Source organism: Rhodococcoides trifolii (assembly GCF_014635345.1).
Classification (GTDB): domain Bacteria; phylum Actinomycetota; class Actinomycetes; order Mycobacteriales; family Mycobacteriaceae; genus Rhodococcoides; species Rhodococcoides trifolii.
In genome coordinates this window covers 262,682-283,157 of sequence record NZ_BMCU01000001.1, presented here as the reverse complement: position 1 = coordinate 283,157, position 20,476 = coordinate 262,682, and the positions used below count along the sequence as shown (strand labels likewise).

21 protein-coding genes are annotated in these 20,476 nt (G+C 65.1%); 11 read left to right on the top strand and 10 right to left on the bottom strand.

Annotation, left to right across the window (positions count from 1 at the left end; genetic code table 11):
* Position 1 precedes the first annotated feature (1 nt).
* From IEW02_RS01310 to IEW02_RS01300, 3 genes are all read right to left on the bottom strand, one after another.
* Entirely contained in the window at positions 2 to 913 is a 912-nt protein-coding gene (locus IEW02_RS01310; RefSeq protein ID WP_188542910.1) for an ABC transporter substrate-binding protein, read from the bottom strand.
* A 31-nt stretch (positions 914 to 944) separates the two neighbouring features.
* The gene (locus IEW02_RS01305) at positions 945 to 2,405 is read right to left on the bottom strand and encodes an MFS transporter (RefSeq protein ID WP_229745721.1); all 1,461 of its coding nucleotides are present in this window, start codon (positions 2,403 to 2,405) and stop codon (positions 945 to 947) included.
* Positions 2,406 to 2,594: 189 nt separating this feature from the next.
* Complete coding sequence (locus tag IEW02_RS01300; RefSeq protein WP_188542909.1) at positions 2,595 to 3,200, bottom strand: GntR family transcriptional regulator; 606 nt, start codon at positions 3,198 to 3,200, stop codon at positions 2,595 to 2,597.
* Between the two features lie 52 nt (positions 3,201 to 3,252).
* Between IEW02_RS01300 and IEW02_RS01295 the strand changes: the two genes are divergently transcribed.
* A complete protein-coding gene (locus IEW02_RS01295; protein ID WP_188542908.1) occupies positions 3,253 to 3,978 on the top strand; it encodes a FadR/GntR family transcriptional regulator in 726 nt (241 codons plus the stop codon).
* Positions 3,979 to 4,190: 212 nt separating this feature from the next.
* Positions 4,191 to 5,621, top strand: coding sequence for a stealth family protein (locus IEW02_RS01290; RefSeq protein ID WP_371829914.1), 1,431 nt, complete (start codon positions 4,191 to 4,193; stop codon positions 5,619 to 5,621).
* 33 nt (positions 5,622 to 5,654) lie between these two features.
* Here IEW02_RS01290 and IEW02_RS01285 read toward each other — a convergent pair whose 3' ends face one another.
* Positions 5,655 to 6,560, bottom strand: coding sequence for a phosphodiesterase (locus tag IEW02_RS01285; protein WP_188542906.1), 906 nt, complete (start codon positions 6,558 to 6,560; stop codon positions 5,655 to 5,657).
* Between the two features lie 164 nt (positions 6,561 to 6,724).
* On the opposite strand from IEW02_RS01285, the gene IEW02_RS01280 reads away from it, so the two are divergent.
* The gene (locus IEW02_RS01280; RefSeq protein WP_188542905.1) at positions 6,725 to 6,967 is read left to right on the top strand and encodes a heavy-metal-associated domain-containing protein; all 243 of its coding nucleotides are present in this window, start codon (positions 6,725 to 6,727) and stop codon (positions 6,965 to 6,967) included.
* Complete coding sequence (locus tag IEW02_RS01275) at positions 6,964 to 9,177, top strand: heavy metal translocating P-type ATPase (protein WP_268236687.1); 2,214 nt, start codon at positions 6,964 to 6,966, stop codon at positions 9,175 to 9,177. The genes IEW02_RS01280 and IEW02_RS01275 overlap by 4 nt, the downstream gene beginning before the upstream one ends.
* Here IEW02_RS01275 and IEW02_RS01270 read toward each other — a convergent pair.
* Complete coding sequence (locus IEW02_RS01270; RefSeq protein WP_188542904.1) at positions 9,119 to 9,538, bottom strand: DoxX family protein; 420 nt, start codon at positions 9,536 to 9,538, stop codon at positions 9,119 to 9,121. The two genes, IEW02_RS01275 and IEW02_RS01270, sit on opposite strands and share 59 nt — an antisense overlap.
* A 71-nt stretch (positions 9,539 to 9,609) precedes the next feature.
* On the opposite strand from IEW02_RS01270, the gene IEW02_RS01265 reads away from it, so the two are divergent.
* The gene (locus tag IEW02_RS01265; protein WP_188542903.1) at positions 9,610 to 10,593 is read left to right on the top strand and encodes a sigma-70 family RNA polymerase sigma factor; all 984 of its coding nucleotides are present in this window, start codon (positions 9,610 to 9,612) and stop codon (positions 10,591 to 10,593) included.
* A gap of 63 nt (positions 10,594 to 10,656) precedes the next feature.
* Positions 10,657 to 11,091, top strand: a complete 435-nt coding sequence (locus tag IEW02_RS01260) for a VOC family protein (protein WP_188542902.1) — start codon at positions 10,657 to 10,659, stop codon at positions 11,089 to 11,091.
* Here the strand turns inward: IEW02_RS01260 and IEW02_RS01255 are convergent.
* Both IEW02_RS01255 and IEW02_RS01250 read right to left on the bottom strand, forming a co-directional pair.
* Complete coding sequence (locus IEW02_RS01255; RefSeq protein WP_188542901.1) at positions 11,088 to 12,548, bottom strand: amino acid permease; 1,461 nt, start codon at positions 12,546 to 12,548, stop codon at positions 11,088 to 11,090. The genes IEW02_RS01260 and IEW02_RS01255 overlap by 4 nt on opposite strands.
* Positions 12,549 to 12,654: 106 nt before the next feature.
* Positions 12,655 to 13,644: an LLM class flavin-dependent oxidoreductase gene (locus IEW02_RS01250; protein WP_188542900.1), complete on the bottom strand. Its 990-nt coding sequence runs from the start codon at positions 13,642 to 13,644 to the stop codon at positions 12,655 to 12,657.
* Between the two features lie 146 nt (positions 13,645 to 13,790).
* Here IEW02_RS01250 and IEW02_RS01245 point away from each other — a divergent pair, with 146 nt between their 5' ends.
* The 3 genes from IEW02_RS01245 (at position 13,791) to IEW02_RS01235 (ending at position 16,129) form a co-directional block, all read left to right on the top strand.
* Positions 13,791 to 14,147, top strand: coding sequence for a histone-like nucleoid-structuring protein Lsr2 (locus tag IEW02_RS01245; protein ID WP_188542899.1), 357 nt, complete (start codon positions 13,791 to 13,793; stop codon positions 14,145 to 14,147).
* A gap of 21 nt (positions 14,148 to 14,168) precedes the next feature.
* Positions 14,169 to 15,173: an aldo/keto reductase family protein gene (locus IEW02_RS01240; protein ID WP_188542898.1), complete on the top strand. Its 1,005-nt coding sequence runs from the start codon at positions 14,169 to 14,171 to the stop codon at positions 15,171 to 15,173.
* Between the two features lie 80 nt (positions 15,174 to 15,253).
* On the top strand, positions 15,254 to 16,129 hold the full coding sequence (locus IEW02_RS01235) for a DNA/RNA non-specific endonuclease (RefSeq protein WP_188542897.1): 876 nt from the start codon (positions 15,254 to 15,256) through the stop codon (positions 16,127 to 16,129).
* Here IEW02_RS01235 and IEW02_RS01230 read toward each other — a convergent pair.
* Positions 16,041 to 16,649: a helix-turn-helix domain-containing protein gene (locus IEW02_RS01230; RefSeq protein WP_188542896.1), complete on the bottom strand. Its 609-nt coding sequence runs from the start codon at positions 16,647 to 16,649 to the stop codon at positions 16,041 to 16,043. The genes IEW02_RS01235 and IEW02_RS01230 overlap by 89 nt on opposite strands.
* Before the next feature lie 66 nt (positions 16,650 to 16,715).
* Here IEW02_RS01230 and IEW02_RS01225 point away from each other — a divergent pair, with 66 nt between their 5' ends.
* Positions 16,716 to 18,272 carry a bifunctional NAD(P)/FAD-dependent oxidoreductase/class I SAM-dependent methyltransferase gene (locus tag IEW02_RS01225; RefSeq protein WP_188542895.1) on the top strand — a complete coding sequence of 519 codons (1,557 nt, stop codon included), beginning with the start codon at positions 16,716 to 16,718 and terminating at the stop codon, positions 18,270 to 18,272.
* A 41-nt stretch (positions 18,273 to 18,313) separates the two neighbouring features.
* Positions 18,314 to 19,081 (top strand): trans-aconitate 2-methyltransferase, encoded by a 768-nt coding sequence (locus tag IEW02_RS01220; RefSeq protein WP_188542894.1) that lies wholly within the window; start codon positions 18,314 to 18,316, stop codon positions 19,079 to 19,081.
* Here IEW02_RS01220 and IEW02_RS01215 read toward each other — a convergent pair.
* Both IEW02_RS01215 and IEW02_RS01210 read right to left on the bottom strand, forming a co-directional pair.
* Complete coding sequence (locus IEW02_RS01215; RefSeq protein WP_188542893.1) at positions 19,078 to 19,884, bottom strand: SDR family NAD(P)-dependent oxidoreductase; 807 nt, start codon at positions 19,882 to 19,884, stop codon at positions 19,078 to 19,080. The two genes, IEW02_RS01220 and IEW02_RS01215, sit on opposite strands and share 4 nt — an antisense overlap.
* Positions 19,885 to 19,942: 58 nt before the next feature.
* On the bottom strand, positions 19,943 to 20,461 hold the full coding sequence (locus IEW02_RS01210) for a CGNR zinc finger domain-containing protein (RefSeq protein ID WP_188542892.1): 519 nt from the start codon (positions 20,459 to 20,461) through the stop codon (positions 19,943 to 19,945).
* Between the last annotated feature and the right edge of the window lie 15 nt (positions 20,462 to 20,476).

Here is a 20,476-nt window from a genome sequence, read left to right as displayed (position 1 = left end):
GTCAGCGGGTGGGCGCGAGAGCAGCGTCGACGATGGACGTGTCGACGAGATCACCGAACGACGGTGCCTTGCGCACCATCTTCTCGTCCTCGAGAATCCCCATCCACCGATCCGTGGCGTCCGCATCGATGCGAACGGTGTCCCACGTACGCGAGTTCAGCATCCGTGTGCACGACGCGAGGAGCGTCGGCATGGGCAGCTGCGGCCAGTACTGCGCCATGATGCCCTCGAGGTCCCCCGCCGTGACCGACTGCATGCGGTCCATCGACTGCGCGAGGGCTCCGGTGAACCGCACGAGGCGCTCACGCAGTTCGTCGACGCGGTCCGTGCGGCAGTAGTACACGCTGTTCGGGCCGAGCCCGCCGGCTTCCGTGTACTCGATGGCGATGAATCCGGTTCCCTTGTCCTGCATCAATTGCGCCGTCGTGATGTCGAGGACGATCGCGTCGCCCAGTCCGGCTTCGAACATCTCGACGTACATCGGGGTGGAGAGGTCGCGAAGCCAGGTGATCGACGCCGGGTCGGTGCCCGACTCCCGGACGAGGCCCGCGGTGAAGGCGTACGGCGCGCTGCCGCCGATACCCGGGGCCAGCACGGTGCGGCCGGTGAGATCGGACCATGCGAATGACGGTTCGGGAGTCCGCGTGACGAGTGCCTTCGGGAACTGGTGGTTCACCTGAGCGAAGACGGTCAGCTCACGCGAGCTGCCCCAGTACATCCCGGGGACCCACAGCCCTCCGAGGGCGACGTCTGCGGCACCGCTCTCGAGATCGTCGAGCACACCCGTCCACGGGTCCTTGGCCGTGTTCGTCACGTGCACACCGTGATCGGCGAAGAGCCCCGTCTGATCAGCGTAGTACTCGGGTAGGTAGTTCAGTCCGCGCGCGGTGGCGGAGATGGACAATTCCAGCATCGGTGACACTACTTTCTCTCGGGGGGTGTTGCTAGGCGTTGACGAGTACCGGAGCTTCGGTGACGGTTTCGAGGGACTTGCCGAACGTTTCGGGGCCGAACCTGGCGGCGACGACCAGCAGGGCGTACATGCCGGCGATCATCAAGAACACCCCGGCGATACCGGCCCGATCGAAGAAGAACAGAGCGGCGAACGGCATGACGGCTCCTGCGACGTTGCCGATGCCGTTGACGACGGAGGCACCCATGGCGCGGATGGACGTCGGGAACAGTTCCGGAGTCCACACCGACAACATGGTGTTCATGAACATCGTGAAGAACTGGAAGATGGCGCCCAGCAACAGGATCAGGAAGGTGTTCTGTGCAAACACGGCGAAGGAGATGGCCGAGATGCACCCCAGGACGGCGGCACTCATGACGGTCACACGACGGGGCACCTTGCCGGCGATGTAGCACGCTGCGCATGCGCCGAACAGGCTGCCGATGTTCATGATCATCGTGAAGGCCAGCGAATCGCTCAGCGAGTAGCCGCGGTCGACGAGAAGGATCGGCATGAGGAAGAGCAGCGTCACCTGTGCGCCGAAGGACATCCAGGAGGCGGAACCGATGGCGGCCGTGCGCCGCAGGCTGACACCCTTGAACACTTCGAGGTAGGACGTCTTGGTGTGCGGGAGAACGTCTGCGGCGGTGACGAACTGCTTCGTCGGACCCGGATCGCGAAGCCCCTTGATCGAGCCGCTGGCGAGCTTGGTGAGCGTGCGGTTCGCGTCGTCGACACGGCCCTTCGACAACAGGAATCGAGGGGACTCGGGCAGATAGCGACGGAAGAACACGACCAGGAGTGCGGGAACGGCCAGGATGACGTAGGTCCAGCGCCACGAGGTGTCCGGACCACCGAGCAGTCCGCCGAGCGGGCCGAGAACCAGCAGGAAGAATCCGAACGATGCGATGTTGCCGATGCCGCCGGACGAAATGTTCAGCGTCGCAAGCAAAGAGCCGCGGTGACGAGTGGCGACCAGCTCGGCGAGGATCGCCAGACCCACGGTGAATTCGCCACCGAGACCGATGCCCACGATGAAGCGGCTGGTGAGCAGCATCTCGTAGTTGACCGCGGCGGCGCTGATCAGCCCACCCAGTGTGTAGACAAGTAGGTTGGCGCTCAACGCGACTCGGCGTCCCCAGCGGTCGGCCATGTACCCGCCGATGAGTCGTCCGGCGAGACCACCGAGCACCGTGGCCGTATTGATCAGTGTCAGTTCGGCATTGCCGATACCGAACGAATCCTTGAGGAGAGGGCCCATGGCCCCGGTCGAGTTCTGTTCGAGACTGTCGAAGAACAGCCCGGCCATCAGCAATGCGATGACGAAGAACTGAACTCGGGTGAACCCGATGCGATCGAGCGCAGCGGTCAGGCCGGTTGCGGGTACGTCGGGGGTGAGCGGGGGAGGCTGGCTTCCGGACGACTTCGAGAAACGCGGGAACGTGATGGACATGGCGGACTCCGGTGCGTGGGAGCGGAACGCCAGGGGCGGTTGCCGTGGCGAAGCGAGGCCGAATCACTCTCGAACTCGCTGTCCCAATTTGTATACAATCAATGTAACGCACCCGTTATTACCGGTGTCGTTCACGTTACGAAGACCGCACATCACACTGTTTTGTATACAACCTTGTCTGTCAGATAGCTAATCCGTATCCCATTTGTCGGCAAAGTACTGTTCGTCGCGACTCAGATGCTCTGCCATCAAGAACGCCGCTTGCACCTGCGCTCCACCCAGGATCGCGCGGGCCAGCACGGCGTGGTCGTCGAAAGACGCCTCCGGATTCTGGCCGAACCCCCAGGACAGGCGGCGATTGATGGACGCCACCATCTCGCGCAGGTGGCCGTTTCCGGACGCTACTGCCACGAGGTCGTGGAAGGGAGAGTCGGTTGCTTGACCCCGCGCGATGGCAGAGAGCTCGTCCGCGGCGTCTCCGCCTCGGTTCTCGGCGGCGAGTTGAGCAGCCAGCACCTCGAGCCCGCGCCGCACCTGCAACAGCTCGTGACTGTCCTTGGCGAGCGACTCCGAGACCGTCGCCCCCCGGTAGCGAACGATGGTGACGAATCCTTCGCTCTCGAGCTGCGCGAGAGCCTCCCGCACGGGCACGCGCGACACGCCGAATCTCTTGGCGATCGACTCTTCGATCAGTCGCTCACCGGGGACGAGTTCGCGAGCCAGGATCTTCTCACGCAGCCCACTGGCAACCATCGCACCGGGTGAATCGTCGGCACGAGAGTCGGGGAACGCCACACGGAGAAGTCTAGAACTTGCCGCCGACGCACCGATGCATCACAGTGACGCCATGAGCCTGTCAGACAGCTGGGCACGCAAGCAGCCCTCCACCGTCCGCGTCGGCGCCGCCGAAGCGGTGCTGTCCGACCTCAGAGCCGCGATCGAGGGCGGCGAACTGGTCGTCGGCGAGAGGTTGCCGTCCGAGGCTGCGCTCGCTACCAAGTTCGGCGTGAGCCGGTCCGTCGTGCGCGAAGCGCTGCGCTCGACCACCACCCTCGGCTTGACGGAGACCCACACGGGTAAGGGGACGTTCGTCGTCGCATCGGAGGTGGCCGCGAACCCCACCTTCGGGGCGTACACCGTGGACGCGCTGCGCGAAGCGCGACCTCACATCGAGGTTCCCGCCGCCGCTCTCGCCGCGGTCCGCCGCACTCCCGAGCAGGCCGACGCCCTGCGGCAGCTGTTCGACACCATGCTGGCCGAGCCCGATCCCAAGACCTGGGTGCGCTTGGACGCCGAGTTCCACCTGTTGATCGCACAGGCCAGTGGCAACGACGTCTTCGCCGCGGTCATCGCCCAGATCCGCGATGCCCTGGCCGGACAGTCGGAAATGGTCAACGTGCTTCCCGACCGGCGGGAGCGGTCCGACATCGAACATCGCTCGATCGTCGACGCCATCGTCGACGGGTCGGGCGACGACGCGTCCGAGGCGATGAGCCGCCACCTGCAACATGTCCAGAATGCCCTGGGTCGTCTCCGCGGCGACGCGGTCACCGCGCCTCCCGCAGCCGAATAGAATAGGAGGACGCACGAGAAGAAGGAAGGACCGTCATCACTCAGTTCACTGCCCCGCCCGACGTCTACTTCGGATCACCCGAGAGCGATGATCACGAGGACGTCCAACGTGCCTCGGCTGCGTCACGCGCCCGTTTGTTCGAACGCGCCGACATCGTCCGGAGCAGGGACCGGTTCGCCCTCTCCATCACCGAGACCACCCCGTTCGAGGCCATGGTCGAGGACCTGCTGTTCATTCGCGACGTGCTCGACGCCGCCGGCATCCGCTACCTGCTCGTGCGAGGAAACGACGAGCGGCCCGTCATCGCCGTCGACTGGTCGGTCCGGCGGGAGCTGCGCGCCGCGCTGGTCTCCGCCTTCGCGAACGAGCCGTTCTACTCCAAGCCTGTCGACGCGAAGAAGGCGCCGACCCTGCTCGTCGCCGACGGTCAGTTGTCCTCCACGTCACAGGCCCGCATCTTCCGGTTGTTCCGCCCCCGAGTGCACGTGCCGTCCGGTCTCACCTACGGAGCGGGCACCGGTGTCCAGGTGGAGCTGTGGCTGTTCACCGACGACGAGATCGTGCTTCCCATCGAGAACTCGCTCACCCGTCGCACGGTGCGGCCCGACGAAGCGATCCGCGGAACCGTCGAGCGGTGGGGCCGTCAGTGGCCGACCATCGAGAACATGTTCGCCGACCACGCGTCGGACATCGATTTCGACGTCGACATCGTCTTCTCCTGGGTCGACGGAACCGACCTCGAATGGCAGGCCGAACGCGCAGAACATCTGCGGCAGTTCGTCGTCGGAGAAGGCGACGACCACGAGGCACGCTTCCGGCAGATCGACGAACTCAAGTACGCGCTGCGGTCGGTTCACCTGTACGCGCCGTGGATCCGCCGCATCTTCGTCGTCACGGACTCCCCTCGCCCGAACTGGCTCGCCGAGCACCCCGATGTGACGTTCGTGCGCAGCGAGGAGTTCTTCGAGAACCAGGATGCGTTGCCCACCTACAACTCTCAGGCCGTCGAGTGCCAGCTGCACCACATCGAAGGTCTGGCGGAACACTTCCTCTACTCCAACGACGACATGTTCTTCGGTCGTCCCGTCGGCCCGCAGATATTCTTCTCACCCGGTGGCGTCACGATGTTCGTCGAAGCCGGAACACGAATCGGGTTGGGCACCAACGACGAGAAGCGCAGCGGATTCGAGAACGCGGCTCGCGTCAACCGTCGACTGTTGATGCAACGCTTCGGCCGCGTCACCACCCGGCACCTCGAACACGCTCCGGTCCCGTTGCGCCGCAGTGTCATGTACGAGTTGGAGAAGGAGTTCCCCGACGAGTTCGCCGCCACTGCCGCGAGCACCTTCCGCGCGAGTTCCAATATCTCCGTGACGAATTCGCTGTACCACTACTACGCGTTGCTCAGTGGACGCGCCGTGGTGCAGACCGCGGCGTCGGTCAAGTACATCGACACCACGATGCGGCAGGGGCTGCGGGAGATGGATCGCCTGTTGATGAAGCGGTCCATGGACTTCTTCTGCCTCAACGACGGCAGCTTCCCCGAAATCGATGCGGACGAGCGGGCCAGTGCGGTCACGGACTTCCTGGATCGGTACTTCCCGATTCCGGCGCCGTGGGAGTGCGACACCCGTTCCGACTGAGGGGCACCCGGGTTTCTGACCGGTTGACCAGCCCTACGCCCGGCTGAACGCCTCGTGCTTGTCCGGTATCCGCACCCCGGCGTCGGCCAGTCGCCGCGCCGTTTCGTCCGCCGAAACGTATTCACCGACGGTGTCGCCGCCGCTGATGGGAACGACCGAGTGCACCACCGTGTCCTGATACACGTGCACCAGGTTGTAGGCCTGGGCCGCGTCGCGCCCACGCTGCGCGCCGACCGGGACGTTGAGGTCCTGGGTGTAGCAGGTAGCCGACGCAACGGACACCGGGACGCCGGCGAACGTCGCCGTCGTCGAATAGTGCAGGTGCCCAGCAAGAATGGACCGGACGTCGCTGCCGCGGACGACGTCGGCCAGGCGGTTCTGGTCGCGCAACTCGACCAGCACCGCCAGATCCTGCACACACGGGACCGGTGGGTGATGCAGCGCCAGGATGCTGCCGTGGGGAGCCGGAGTGGCCAGCTCGTTCGCGAGCCAGCCGAGCTGGTCGTCGGTGATCTCGCCGTAGTGCTTGCCGGGAACTGTCGTGTCGATGGTGACCACCCGCAGTCCGTCCAGGTCGTACGTGCGGTGGATGGGAGCGGTCGACGCGGACTCGTCGAGGAGCAGAGTGCGGAATGCCGACCGGTCGTCGTGATTGCCCATGGCCCAGATGACGGCGGCCCCGAGCGATTCGGCGACGGGTTCGACGATGGCTCGCAGCGAGGCGTAGGCGTCGCGCTCACCCTTGTCGGTGAGGTCTCCGGTGAAGATCAACGCGTCCGGTCGAGCGTGCGATGCCTCGAGCTCGGCGAATATCTGCCGTAGCCGAGCTTCGCTGTCGACGGCGCCGTGCAGTTCCCGTCCGCCACCGACCAGATGCGTGTCGCTGATGTGGAGAAGGAAGTGATCCGGACGGGGATGTTCGGCCGTACGAAGCTCCATCGGCGTCTCGCTTCCGGTTTGCCGACCGCAAGGGCGCAAGGTTTGTACGCCCCCTGTTCTGCTTCACCAGCGTAACCATGTCGTGTGTACATATGGCGTCGGGCAGGGGTACGGGGCGTGTTGGCCGGTAGCCGTATATACCCTAGGGGGGTATCATCGACCTCATGATCACAGAGGACATCACCGTCGTCGGTATGACGTGTGCACACTGCGTCTCCGCCGTGACCGAAGAGATCGAGAACATACCCGGCGTTACTGCGGTCGAGGTCGATCTGACTTCGGGTCACGTCGTGGTCACCTCCGACGAGCCGATTGCGACGCAGGACCTCGTCGACGCGGTCGACGAGGCCGGGTACGAGCTGGCCGGCCCACCGAATCCGGCCGGCCTCCGGCCTTCCCGCTCGTGAGCGCCCCGGCAGGAGAGCGAGTCGAGCTCGCCATCAGCGGCATGACCTGCGCGTCGTGCGCCAACCGAATCGAGAAGCGACTCAACAAGATCGACGGCGTCAGCGCCACCGTCAACTACGCGACGGAGAAGGCGAGCATTCACCCCGGCACCGCGTCGACCGAGGTGCTGATCGCCGCCGTCGAGAAGGCCGGGTACAGCGCGGCACTGCCGCAGCCGGTCGAGCCGGACCCGACCGACCTGCTTCGTCGACGACTGCTGATCTCGACGGTCCTCAGTGTCCCCGTCGTGCTCATGGCGATGATTCCGGCGCTGCAGTTCGACAACTGGCAATGGCTGTCCCTCACCTTGGCCGCGCCCGTCGTGGTGTGGGCGGGATGGCCGTTCCACGTCGCCGCATGGACGAATCTGCGTCACGGCGCTGCGACAATGGACACACTCGTCTCCGTCGGAACCCTCGCTGCCTTCGGGTGGTCGCTGTACGCCCTGTTCTTCGGCACGGCCGGCATGCAGGGAATGCGGCACGCGTTCGAGTTCACCGTCTCCCGGTCCGACGGTTCCGGAAACATCTACCTCGAAGCCGCGGCCGGGGTCACCACCTTCATCATCGCGGGTCGCTACCTGGAAGCGCGGTCCAAGCGTCGGGCGGGCGCGGCACTTCGAGCACTGCTCGACATGGGCGCCAAGGACGTGTCGGTGCTGCGGGACGGTCGCGAGCAGCTCGTACCCGTCGACACGCTGGTCGTGGGGGACACCTTCGTCGTTCGACCGGGGGAGAAGGTGGCAACCGACGGTGTCGTGGCCGACGGCACCTCAGCACTCGACGTCTCACTTCTGACCGGGGAATCGGTGCCGGTCGAGGTCGCTCCCGGTGACGCCGTCGTCGGGGCGACGGTGAACGTCGGCGGGCGGCTGGTCGTGACGGTAACCCGCGTCGGATCGGATACCCAGCTGGCGCGAATGGCACGGCTGGTCGAGGACGCGCAGAACGGCAAAGCGCAGGCCCAGCGGCTCGCCGATCGAATCTCGGGAGTGTTCGTCCCCGTGGTCATCGGCCTCGCCGCCCTGACGCTGGTGGGCTGGCTGCTCGCCACCGGTTCCTGGACGGCGGCGTTCACCGCAGCCGTCTCGGTGCTCATCATCGCCTGCCCCTGCGCTCTCGGCCTCGCGACGCCCACCGCCCTGATGGTGGGCACCGGTCGCGGCGCTCAGCTGGGCGTACTGATCAAGGGACCCGAAGTACTGGAAAGCACGCGCACGATCGACACCATCGTGTTGGACAAGACGGGCACCATCACCACCGGTGTCATGACCCTGGTCGACGTGGTGCCCGAGGGTGGTGCCACCGCCACCGATGTCCGTCGCTTCGCCTCGGCTGTCGAGAACGGGTCCGAACACCCGGTCGCGCGCGCTATCGTCACCGACGATCCCGCCCCCGTCGAACAGTTCGAGAACGTCCCCGGCCTCGGCGTGCGGGGGACGGTCGACGGCCATCGAGTGGTCGTCGGCCGGCCGCAGCTGCACGGCGGCGTCCTCCCCGTCGGTGCGCAGCGGGCGCTCGACGAGGCCGAGAGTGCCGGCCGGACGGCGGTGGTCGTCGGGTGGGACGACGAGATCAGGGGCGTCGTCGTCGTTTCGGACACGGTCAAGCCGACATCGGCTCGAGCTGTTTCCGAGCTCCGCGCGCTCGGCCTCACCCCCGTGATGCTGACCGGCGACAACGAACGCGCCGCTCGCGCCATCGCCGCCGAGGTCGGGATCGACGAGGTCATCGCCGGAGTGCTGCCGCACCAGAAAGTCGACGCGGTCACCGAACTGCAGAGGCAGGGACATGTGGTGGCCATGGTCGGCGACGGCGTGAACGACGCCGCTGCTCTTGCCACCGCGGACCTCGGCCTGTCCATGGGCACCGGCACCGACGTCGCCATCGAGGCAAGCGACCTGACGCTGGTACGAGGCGACCTCAGAGGAGCTGTCGACGCAGTCCGATTGTCGCGCAGCACGTTACGCACCATCGAGACCAACCTGTTCTGGGCGTTCGCCTACAACGTGGCTGCCATCCCCGTCGCCGCGGCGGGCCTGCTGAATCCGATGTTCGCGGGAGCGGCGATGGCGTTGTCGTCGGTGTTCGTGGTGACCAACAGCCTGCGGCTCAGACGGTTCCGGTCCGTGTCCCGACCGGCCTCCGGGCTTCCCGCCGCAGCGGGATGATGCTGCGGACCCGCTCGTCGCGCAGGTACAACGCACCCCACGCCGCAACACCGACGTAGATTGCGAAGAAGACGGTGCTCACCAATGGCTTCTCGACGCGCCAGTTCGTCAGCACCGCGCCACCGAGGTACCCGGTGAGGAGAATTGCGCCCAGGATCGACGTTGCCGGGACGACGTAAATCACCAGGATGATCGCCATGACGACACCGGTGATCGGGGCCATGTCGTCGCGCAAGCCGAGGTCCGCCGACGCGTCCCTGACTACTTGAATGTTCAGAATGTGGGTCACGGCGTCGAACAGCAGAAATGCGACTACGAGGATCTGCAGAACCAGGCCGATACGACGTGCAGTTGTGGTCATGGTGGTTCGACCGAGGTGAAGACGAAAAGTCACCGGTCTTTTCGCCGCCGTTGGGACTATTCTCTGCATTCATGACTGCCACGCAGGAACTCTCCGGCGACTTCATGGATGTCGCCGAGCCGTACCGCCGGGAGCTGTTGGCCCATTGTTACCGCATGACCGGCTCCATTCACGACGCCGAGGACCTGGTTCAGGACACACTGGTCCGCGCCTGGCGTGGATACGGAAACTTCAAGGGCGATTCCTCGCTGCGGACCTGGTTGTACCGCATCGCCACCAACACCTGCCTGACGTCGCTCGAAGGGCGGAAGCGTCGACCGTTGCCGTCGGGGTTGGGCAACCCCTCGTCCAGTCCTTCCGACGAGCTCGTCGAACGACACGAGATCGCCTGGCTCGAACCACTTCCCGATGCCGACGTGGTGGAGAAGAACGATCCGGCGACGGTGGTTGCGGGTCGCGAATCCATTCGCCTGGCCTTCGTGGCCGCATTGCAGCACCTGTCGGCCCGGCAGCGGGCCGTGCTGGTTCTGCGCGAGGTGTTGCAGTGGAAGGCTGCGGAGGTCGCCGAGCTGATGGGCACGTCGACCACCGCCATCAACAGCCTGCTTCAACGCGCCCGTGCGCAGATCGACCTGATCATGCCCACCGAGGACTCCGTCGACGAGCCCGAGTCGGAAGAGACACGAGAGTTGTTGCGTCGCTACGTCGAAGGGTTCGAGAACTACGACGTCGACGGCATCATCAAGCTTTTCGCAGCCGAGGCCGTCTGGGAAATGCCGCCCTTCGAGGGGTGGTACCGAGGCCCGGCCGACATCGGCCAGCTCATCTCCACAAAGTGCCCGGCAACCGGCAGCGAAAGCATGCGGATGATCGCGACCAGTGCCAACGGTGCGCCGGCGTTCGGGCTGTACATGCTGGGCGAGGACGGTGTCCATCGCCCATTCCAACTTCATGTGCTCGAGATCGTCGCCGGTCGGGTGGCGCACGTCGCGTGCTTCTTCGATCTGGACCTGTTCGAGAAGTTCGGTCTGCCGCAGGTGTACAAGGCGCGATGAGTTTTCCTGGATCCGCGTGTCTGCACTTTCGACAACCTTTCGCGTGAGCCCGAGGAGCACACCATGTCCCGCATGATTTTCGTCAATCTGCCCGTCAAGGACGTCACCGTCAGCCGGGCCTTCTTCTCCGGACTCGGATTCGAGTTCAACGAGACGTTCAGCGACGAGCACACCGCGTCGTTGGTCGTCAGTGACCTCGCTACCGTGATGCTGCTGGAGGAGGCGCGATTCAAGGACTTCATCCGGGACGAGATTGCCGACACCAGCACGTCCCGCGAAGCGTTGTTCGCACTCTCCGCCGACAGCAAGGACGACGTCGACACCCTGTGCGACAAGGCGCTGAACTCGGGCGGATCGGCTTGGATGGACCCGCAGGATCACGGGTTCATGTACGGCCGTTCGTTCCTGGACCCGGACAACCACGTCTGGGAGGTCATGTGGATGGATCCGGCTGTGGCATCGGGTGAACAGGCGCCGGGTGAGCAGGCGCCCAGCTAGCTCTCCGTCACCAGCTTCGCCGCCAACCGTGCGTTCCGGCGCCCGTACCCGAAGTAGATGATCATGCCCAGCGCCAGCCAGACGACGAAGCGGATCCACGTCTCGACGACCAGGTTCACCATCAGGTAGATGCACGCGAGTCCCGACAGGATCGGGATCAGCGGGGACAGCGGTACCCGGAACGGCCGCTTCAGTTCCGGCTTCGTGCGGCGGAGCACCGGGACCGCGATCGAGACCAGTAGAAATGCGAACAGCGCGCCGATACTGACCATCTCGGCCAGCTCGGCGAGCGGAACGATGGCGCCGAGGACGGACACCAGGATCACGATGCCGATCGTCAATCGCACGGGCGTTCCGAAGCGCGGCGACACCTTGGCGACGGACTTGGGCAGCAGACCGTCACGTCCCATCGCAAAACCGATGCGGCCCATGGTGACCAGTTCGACCAGGATGACCGACGTCAGACCCGCAACTGCTGCGATGGACACCAGCACTCCGGCCCAGCTCGCTCCGACCGAATCGAATGCCTTTGCGATGGGCGCGCTTTCGTCGAGGTCGGAGTACTTGACCATGCCTGTCACCACGAACGCGACCAGCATGTAGAGGATGGTGCACAGGATCAGGGTGCCGATCAGTGCTCGGGGAAGATCTCTCGCCGGACGCTTCGATTCTTCGCTCAGATTCGCGACCGCCTCGAAGCCCGTGTACGCGAAGAACACCACAGCTGCGGCCGTGATGACGCCGGCGAGGCCGAACGCCGCCGGAGTGACACCCGCAACGACCTGCAGCAGCGGCTGGTCGAGGGACGATCCACCCGCTTCCTTCGGCGTCGACTCCGCGATGAAGGGGACGACGTTGGACTTCTTGATGAAGAAGAATCCGGCGATGATGATGAAGACCGAAATGGCGACCTTCACGAGAACCAGGAAATTGGTGACGCGGGCGGATTCCTTCACGCCCACGGCCGCGATCACGCCGAGCACCACCACGATGAGAACCGCGCCGATGTTGACCGGCGCCTCCTCGGTGAACAACCGGGGCGGTAACCCGAACAGGTCCGCCAGGTAACCGGACCAGCTTCGCGCGACCACGGCGGCACCGAGGGCGAACTCGAGAATGAGATCCCAGCCGATGATCCACGCGAACATTTCGCCGAGTGTCGCGTAGGCGTAGGTGTACGCGCTGCCGGCGGTCGGGACCGCGGACGCCAACTCTGCGTAGCAGAGCGCGGCGAGCAAACTCACCACACCGGCGATGGCGAACGACAGAACCACCGCCGGGCCGGCGTTCTCCTTCGCCTGCACCCCGGTGAGAGTGAAGATGCCGGTCCCGATCACGATGCCGACTCCGAAGCCCACGAGATCGCGCAGTCGCAACTGCTTGCGCAGTCCGTCTCCGGTCTCGCCCTCGGCGTCGGCTCTGATCGCCTCGACCGACTTGGTTCTGAAAACGTCCATTGTTGGACGCTAACCCTTCCGGCGGGGATCACGGCGAAATTGCCGTTCTTTCAGCGAAATTCGGACAATACGACCGTGATCACCGCAGAAAGGGGAGGGTTTGAAATCAGGCAGGAACGGGCAGCATGGCGTCGGCGAGCAAGTCGTAGGAACGTAGCCACTTCTGCCGGTCGTCGATGTGCGACGCGACGATCAGTTCGTCGGCGCCGAAACGCGTTGCGAAGGAGTCGAGGTAGTCCTTCGCCTCACCGGCCGTGCCCACCGCGGTGAACTTCATCATCTGCAGGATCTGCTGAGCTGCAGGTGAATCCATGATCATCTCGATCTCCTCGGCGCTGAAGGTGCGGCCTCGGCCCACCATCTGCACCACACGGCGGCGGGCGGACGCTTCGCGCAGCTCGTGCGCTTCGGCGGACGTGTCGGCCACGATCGCATTGACGCCGGCAATGACGTACGGCTGCTCCAATTGCGCGGATGGGCGGAAGGTATCGCGGTAGACCGACACTGCCTGCTCGAGCGAATCGGGTGAGAAATGGGACGCGTTCGCGTAGGGCAATCCGAGGTGAGCAGCGAGCTGCGCACCGAAGAGTGACGACCCCAGAATGTACAGGGGAACATCGGTGCCCTGACCCGGCACGGCATTCACCCCGGACACCCGCGAATTACCGGTCAGGTAACCCTGCAGTTCGAGAACGTCTTGGGGGAAGGAATCCGACGAGCCCGGATCGCGGCGCAATGCACGCATCGTCACCTGATCACTGCCGGGAGCTCGACCGAGACCGAGGTCGATCCGTCCGGGGTGCAAAGTCGCGAGGGTTCCGAACTGCTCGGCAATCGTCAACGGTGAATGGTTGGGCAGCATGACGCCACCGGATCCGAGGCGAATGGAGTCGGTGTTGGCTGCGACGTGCGCGATCAGGACGGACGTGGCGGACGAGGCAATGGAGGCCATGTTGTGGTGCTCGGCGTACCAGATGCGACGGTAGCCGCGTTTTTCCGCGAGTTGGGCCAACTGAACGCTCGCGTCGAAGGTGCTGCGAATGGTGGAACCGTCGGGGACGGATGCCAGGTCGAGGATCGACAGAGGTACAACCACGGTGGGGGCGTCCTTTCGAGACAAATACAGTTGCTACCGGCAACCACCGTCGAGCGTCGAATATTCCCTCACTCGCCTCCCTGTCGGCACGGATTACGACTACGGTGTCAATCGGACAAAGACCACGACTGCAGAGGGAAATTGTGATGGCGAAGCAGGTTTACGTCGAACTGGTCGACGATATCGACGGCTCACCCATCAAGACGGGTCGCGGTGAGACAATAGAATTCGCCGTCGACGGGGTCGAATACGAAATCGATCTCGGCACAAAGAATGCGAAAGAATTTCGAAAGCAACTCGGATACTGGTCGGAGCACGCCACTCGCGTGGGCGGAAAGTCGAAGAAGACGGTCGCCCCGAGTGCAGCCAAGAAGTCCGGCCCGGCGCGCGACCGACTCCAGACCAAGGCCATCAGAGACTGGGCCAACCAGAACGGCTTCACCGTCTCCGAGCGCGGCCGGATCCCGGGCGAGGTCGAAGAGGCCTACAACAGCGCCAACTGAGGCGGGCGTACCGTCGCGGACATGGCATACAGATACCTCGGCAACAGCGGTCTCAAGGTCTCGGAGATCACGTACGGCAACTGGCTCACACACGGTTCACAGGTGGAGAACGACGTGGCCACCCAGTGCGTTCGGGCCGCACTGGACGCCGGAATCACCACGTTCGACACGGCTGACGTCTACGCCAACGGAGCGGCCGAGACCGTGTTGGGCGCGGCGCTCGCCGGAGAACCGCGTGAGTCGCTCGAAATCTTCACCAAGGTGTACTTCCCCGTGGGACGCAAGGGTCCGAACGACACGGGTCTTTCACGCAAGCACATCTTCGAGGGCATCGACAACTCGCTCGACCGCCTCGGGATGGACTACGTGGATCTGTACCAGGCGCATCGTTACGACGTCGAAACCCCGCTGGAAGAGACCATTTCGGCGTTCGGCGACGTAGTACGACAGGGTAAGGCGCTCTACATCGGTGTGTCCGAGTGGACGGCGGACCAACTTCGGCGCGGACAGGAGCTGGCCAGGGCCGACGGCTTCTCGCTGGTGTCGAATCAGCCTCAGTACTCGGCGCTCTGGCGAGTGATCGAATCCGACGTCGTCCCCGCGTCCAAGGAGCTCGGCATCTCTCAGGTCGTGTGGTCGCCCATCGCACAGGGTGTTCTTACCGGGAAATACCAACCGGGACAGCCTGTTCCCGAGGGATCGCGCGCCACGGACACCAAGGGTGGCGACAACATGATCAAGCGTTACCTGAACGACGAGACACTCACCCGTGTGCAGAAGCTGAAGCCGATCGCCGACGATCTGTCGATCACCATGGCGCAGTTGGCCGTTGCGTGGGTTCTCGCCAACGACAACGTCGCCGCTGCTCTCGTCGGAGCGTCGCGGCCGGAGCAGATTGCCGAGAACGTGAAGGCGGCCGAGGTGACCTTGACCCCGGACGTTCTCGCCGCGATCGACGAGGCGCTGGACGGCTCGATCGAGCGTGACCCGGCCAAGACGGTGAGCCCCGAGACGCGCATCGTCTAGGCGCTGCGCACCCGGGTGTGAAAAAGAGTGTTGCAGCACTCTTTTTCGCACCCGAGTGGCGAAGCCGCAATACTGGCCTCATGGGATACGAACCGACTTTCCTCGCCCTCACCGACGGTGTCGACATTCCCGTCGGTGAGGGACTGGTCGATCTGCCGTACACGCACTTCACGGTGTCGATGAACACCGACCGCAGGCTGGCGGCGGTGACCGGGGTCAACATCGACGGATCACAGTTGAAAGAGGTCGAACGCGAGGACGACTGGCAACTGGATCCGCGGTTGCCCGAGGATCAACAGGCCGGCGAAGAGTTGTACGCGGACAACGACATCGACCGCGGCCACCTCGTTCGTCGTCGCGATCCCGTATGGGGCGAGACGTCCGTTGCAGAACAGGCCAACACGGACACGTTCCACTACACCGTGTGTGCCCCGCAGACGTCGGTGTTCAACCAGTCGATGGATCTGTGGTTGGGGCTCGAGGACTTCGTGATCGCGTACGCGAGCGAGTACGAGCAGAAGATCAGCGTGTTCACCGGATGCATCTTCGCGGCCGACGATCCGGTGTACCGCGGCTTCGCAGTTCCCCGCCGCTTCTTCAAGATCGCCGCGTGGGCGGAGGGAGACGAGCTCGCGACGTCGGGATACGTTCTCGACCAGACTCCGAGCCTGGACGACATCCCCAAAGAGGTGGCGCCGGACGACATCCCTCCGCTCGGCCCCTATCGGACGTATCAGGTACCCGTCGCCGACATCGCCGACCTGACCGGCCTCGCGATGGGGCCGCTCGTGGCAGCGGATCGCTACCTGGTCCCCGCCGTTGCCGCGGAGTCCGACCGGTGGCGCGAACTGATGTCCTACGCGGACATCACACTGCGGACTTCACGTCGGGAGACTTCGCGTCGGGAGACTTCGCTCGCAGGTGAGCCCGCTCCCCTTGACGACCGAACAGACTGAGCAGTTCGACAGCGTCGTCCCCGGCCGCCGAAAACCAGTGTGGCACACGGGTATCGAATTCGACTGCCTCTCCTGAGCTCAGGATCATGTCCTGGTCGCCCAGGATCAGACGCAGCTTCCCGTTCAACACGTAGAGCCACTCGTACCCCTCGTGCGTCTGTGGGTCGGGCTCGCGACGGATGTTGCCGGGGATGATCATCTTGTAGGCCTGCAGCCCACCGGGACGACGGGTCAGCGGGATCATCGTCATGCCGTGGTGGGTGACCGGTTTCAGGTGGACGCGAGGATCACCGGTGGGCGGCGCTCCGACCAGCTCGTCGATCTGGACGCCGTACGTGCGTGCCAGCGGCAACAGCAATTCGAGTGTGGGTTTGCGCTGTCCCGACTCGAGCCGAGAGAGCGTGCTCACCGAGATGCCGGTGGCACCGGCCACGTCGGACAGCGTGGTCTCGCGTTGCGTACGGAGCGCGCGCAAGCGCGGTCCTACGGCGTCGAGAACGCCGTCGAGATCTGAGGTCATGCCAGTAGTTTGCCATATCGGCAACGGGGCTTGCAGATATGAGCGGCTGGGCGGCACAGTAGTCGCATGACCTCAGAAACAATCGACGTTGCCGTCATCGGCGGCGGTGCAGCCGGTTCGTCCGCGGCACTCACGCTTGCTCGCGCCCGCCGTTCCGTGACCATGATCGACGCGGGACAACCCCGTAACGCCCCCGCGGAAGGAGTACACGGCTTCCTCACCCGCGACGGAATCTCCCCCACCGAACTCGTCTCCATCGGTCACGCCGAAGTCGAGTTCTACGGCGGCCGAATCGTCCACGGAGAGGCGATCACGGCACGGCGCACCGACACAGGTTTCGAGGTGGATCTGAGCGACGGAACCACCTTGGCTGCGCGCCGCCTCGTCGTGACCACCGGCTCGGTCGACGAGCTCCCCGACATTCCGGGCCTCCGAGACGGCTGGGGTCGCAGCGTCATTCACTGCCCGTACTGCCACGGTTGGGAAGTTCGAGACGAGGCTATCGGCGTGATCGGCAGCAGCGCGTTCGCCGTCCATCAAGCACTGATGTTCCGCCAGTGGTCTGCCGACATCACCCTGTTCCTGCACACCGCGCCCGAACCGTCGGCCGACGAGTCGGAACAGCTCGACGCCCGAGGCATCCGGATCGTCCGCGGCACCATCGACAGTGTCGAGAAAGCCGCCGTGACAATAGGATCCGACGTTCACACCTGCCAGGCCCTGGTGGTGGCGCCCAACGGTCACGCTCGATCGGGCGTGCTGTCGGGCTTGGGGCTGCAACCGGTCCCGCACCCGATGGGCATGGGTGAGCAGATCGAATCCGACTTTCTCGGCCTCACCGACGTACCCGGGGTCTGGGTGGCAGGCAACGTCACCGAGCTGTCCGCGACGGTGGTCGTCTCCGCCGCAGCCGGCGTGATGGCCGGCGCGGCCGCCAACATGGATCTCACCGCCGAGGACACACGTGTCGCCGTCGAGGCGGCCCGGCACCCGCGCCCGGTGGACTACTCCAACCACTTCACGGCCGAGTTCTGGGACGACCGCTACAGTGGCGGCTCGATCTGGAGCGGAAACCCCAATGTCCGCCTGGTCGAACACGTTTCGGACCTCACACACGGTACCGCTTTGGACGTCGGATGCGGCGAGGGCGCCGACGCGATGTGGCTGGCCAAGCGGGGCTGGTCGGTCACCGGAGTCGACGTCTCCACGGTCGGTCTCGAACGCGCCGCCGACCACGCACGCCTCGCCGGTGTCGACGGTGTCGTCTGGGAACAGGCCGACGCAGTCGAGTGGGATCCGGCGCCGCGACGGTTCGATTTGATCTCCGCGCAGTTCATGCACCTTCCGCGCGAAGTCGCGCAGTCATTGCACCGACGACTGGCTGCTGCGGTCCGCCCCGGCGGAACGCTGCTGATCGTCGGTCACGCACGGTCGGATGTGCATACCCACATGCAGCGTCCCGACCTCCCCGACATGTTCCTGACGGCCGAGGAGATAGCGTCGGTACTCGATCCGAACGAGTGGTCGATCGTCACCGACACCCCGTCGCGCCAAGCGCCGGACCCCGACGGAAACATCATCACGATTCACGACGCGATAATGCGCGCGACCCGGACGAGCTGACCTCTGGACAATGCTCACAGTACGGGCGTACGGTTAAATCCATGAGATGGGATCCGAACAAATACCTCGATTTCTCCGACCATCGCGGTCGCCCGTTCTACGAGCTCCTTTCCCGTGTACGAGCCGAAAGTCCGCGCCGTGTGGTCGATCTCGGATGCGGGCCGGGCAACCTGACGGTCGCCCTGAAAGAGCGCTGGCCGGACGCGGTAGTGGAGGCGTCGGACAGCTCGCCCGACATGGTGGCCGCCGCGCAGAAGTTGGGCCTCGACGCGACGGTGCTCGACATCCGGGAGTGGACACCCGCGCCCGACACCGACGTGGTCGTCTCGAACGCGACGTTGCAGTGGGTGCCGGAACATCGAGACCTGTTGCGACGGTGGCCGAATCAGCTCGGCGCGGGCGCCTGGATCGCGGTCCAGGTACCCGGCAACTTCGACGCACCGTCACACGCGATCATCCGTGACCTCGCCGAATCGAAGGCGTGGTCGAAGTCCTTGCGCGACGTGACGCTGCGGGCCGACGGAACCGTCGACTCACCCGAGCGGTATGCCGACATGCTCGGCGAGGCAGGAACCGTCGTCGACGCCTGGGAGACCACCTACGTGCAGGTGTTGACCGGTGACGACCCCGTGCTCGAGTGGACGACCGGCACGGCGCTCCGACCCGTGAAAGCGTCACTGTCCGATCAGGATTGGCTGACGTTCCGGAGCGAACTCGCCCCACTGCTGGCCGACGCGTACCCCCGTCGATCCGACGGCACGACCTTCTTCCCGTTCCGTCGGATCTTCGTGGTCGCGCAGGTGCGCTAGGGCCGAGGCCTCAACCGCACATTGCCGAGCAGACGCCCGGTGATCACGACGCCCAGACGACGCGTCGCGAGGCGGGTGCTGTTCGCGGAGATCCAGTTCGACAGGCCGGAGACGACGGTGGGCGGCGCGAAACGCTTGTCGAGTGCGGCGAACGCCGTGTCCACCACCTGTTCCGCTGTCTGCATGCGACCCACGCCCGCCTCCTCGCTACCGACGACCTGGAAGAACTCGGTCTCCGTCGGCCCGGGACACACCGTGAGCACGGTGAGTCCGCTGCCCTGCGCTTCGGCCCACAGCGCTTCGGTGAAGTTCAGAACGAATGCCTTGGTAGCGCCGTACACCGCCATGCCGGGAGTGGGCTGGAACGCCGCGGTGCTGGCGATGTTCACGAGCATCCCGCGGCCGCGGATCAGGTCCGGCAGGAAGACGTGCGACAGCTCCACGAGCGTCGCGATGTTGAGTTGGATCTCGGACAGGATCCGGTCGAGCTCCTCGCCCGCGAACTGGCCGTAGGTGCCGAACCCGGCGTTGTTGATCAGCGAGTCCACGCGGATACCCTGCTCCGTCAGTTCGCGGTACAGGGCCGACCCCGCACCCGGTTCGGCAAGGTCCTTCTGCGCCACGGTGACGGTGACCGAATTCGCCTGTCTCAGTTCGTCGGCGAGGGCATCGAGCCGGTCACGGCGACGTGCCACCAGCACCAGGTTCGCACCCCGTCGGGCGTAGCGGCGGGCGAATTCCACGCCCAGACCGGCGCTCGCCCCGGTGATGAGGACCGTTGTTCCCCTGACGTTCTGCGACACGATGAACCCCTCCGTCGTTCGTCGGCGACCCCCTGCCGCCTCCGCTCACCGTAACGGGTCACACGGCGCGCGCTCGGTGCCTGCGCACCGCATCGCGATTCGAGCAGGCGGTGCCGCAGTACCGTTGACGGCCGGTTCTGGACACGTCCGCGAAGACGTTCTCGCAGTTCTGCGCGGCGCACCGCCCGAGTCGGCTCATGCCGCGCCCGGTCAGATGCAGGGCCGTTCCCACCCCGACCAGCGCTCGGATGACGCCCGCCAACGAGATTCCCGGATCGCGATAGTGCATGTGCCATCCGTCGTCGGCATGGTTCGTCAGTCGCGGGTAGGCCGTGGCGGCGGCGAGCAGGACGTTGAGTCGGTCGGCACGTTCGCTGTCCGTCGATGCGTCGACGACACCGACCCAGTCGGCGAGGAATTCGCGGGTGGCCACCAGATCGTTGTCTGTCGAGTCCCAGTCGACCACCAAACCCGCTGCAGCGCAGCGCGTACCGAGCTCGTCGGCCGTCTGCGGCGGACGATTGACCAGATCGACACCCAGCTGAACGGCATACGTGCCGTAAGGGTTGATGTGCATGAAGCCATTACAGCA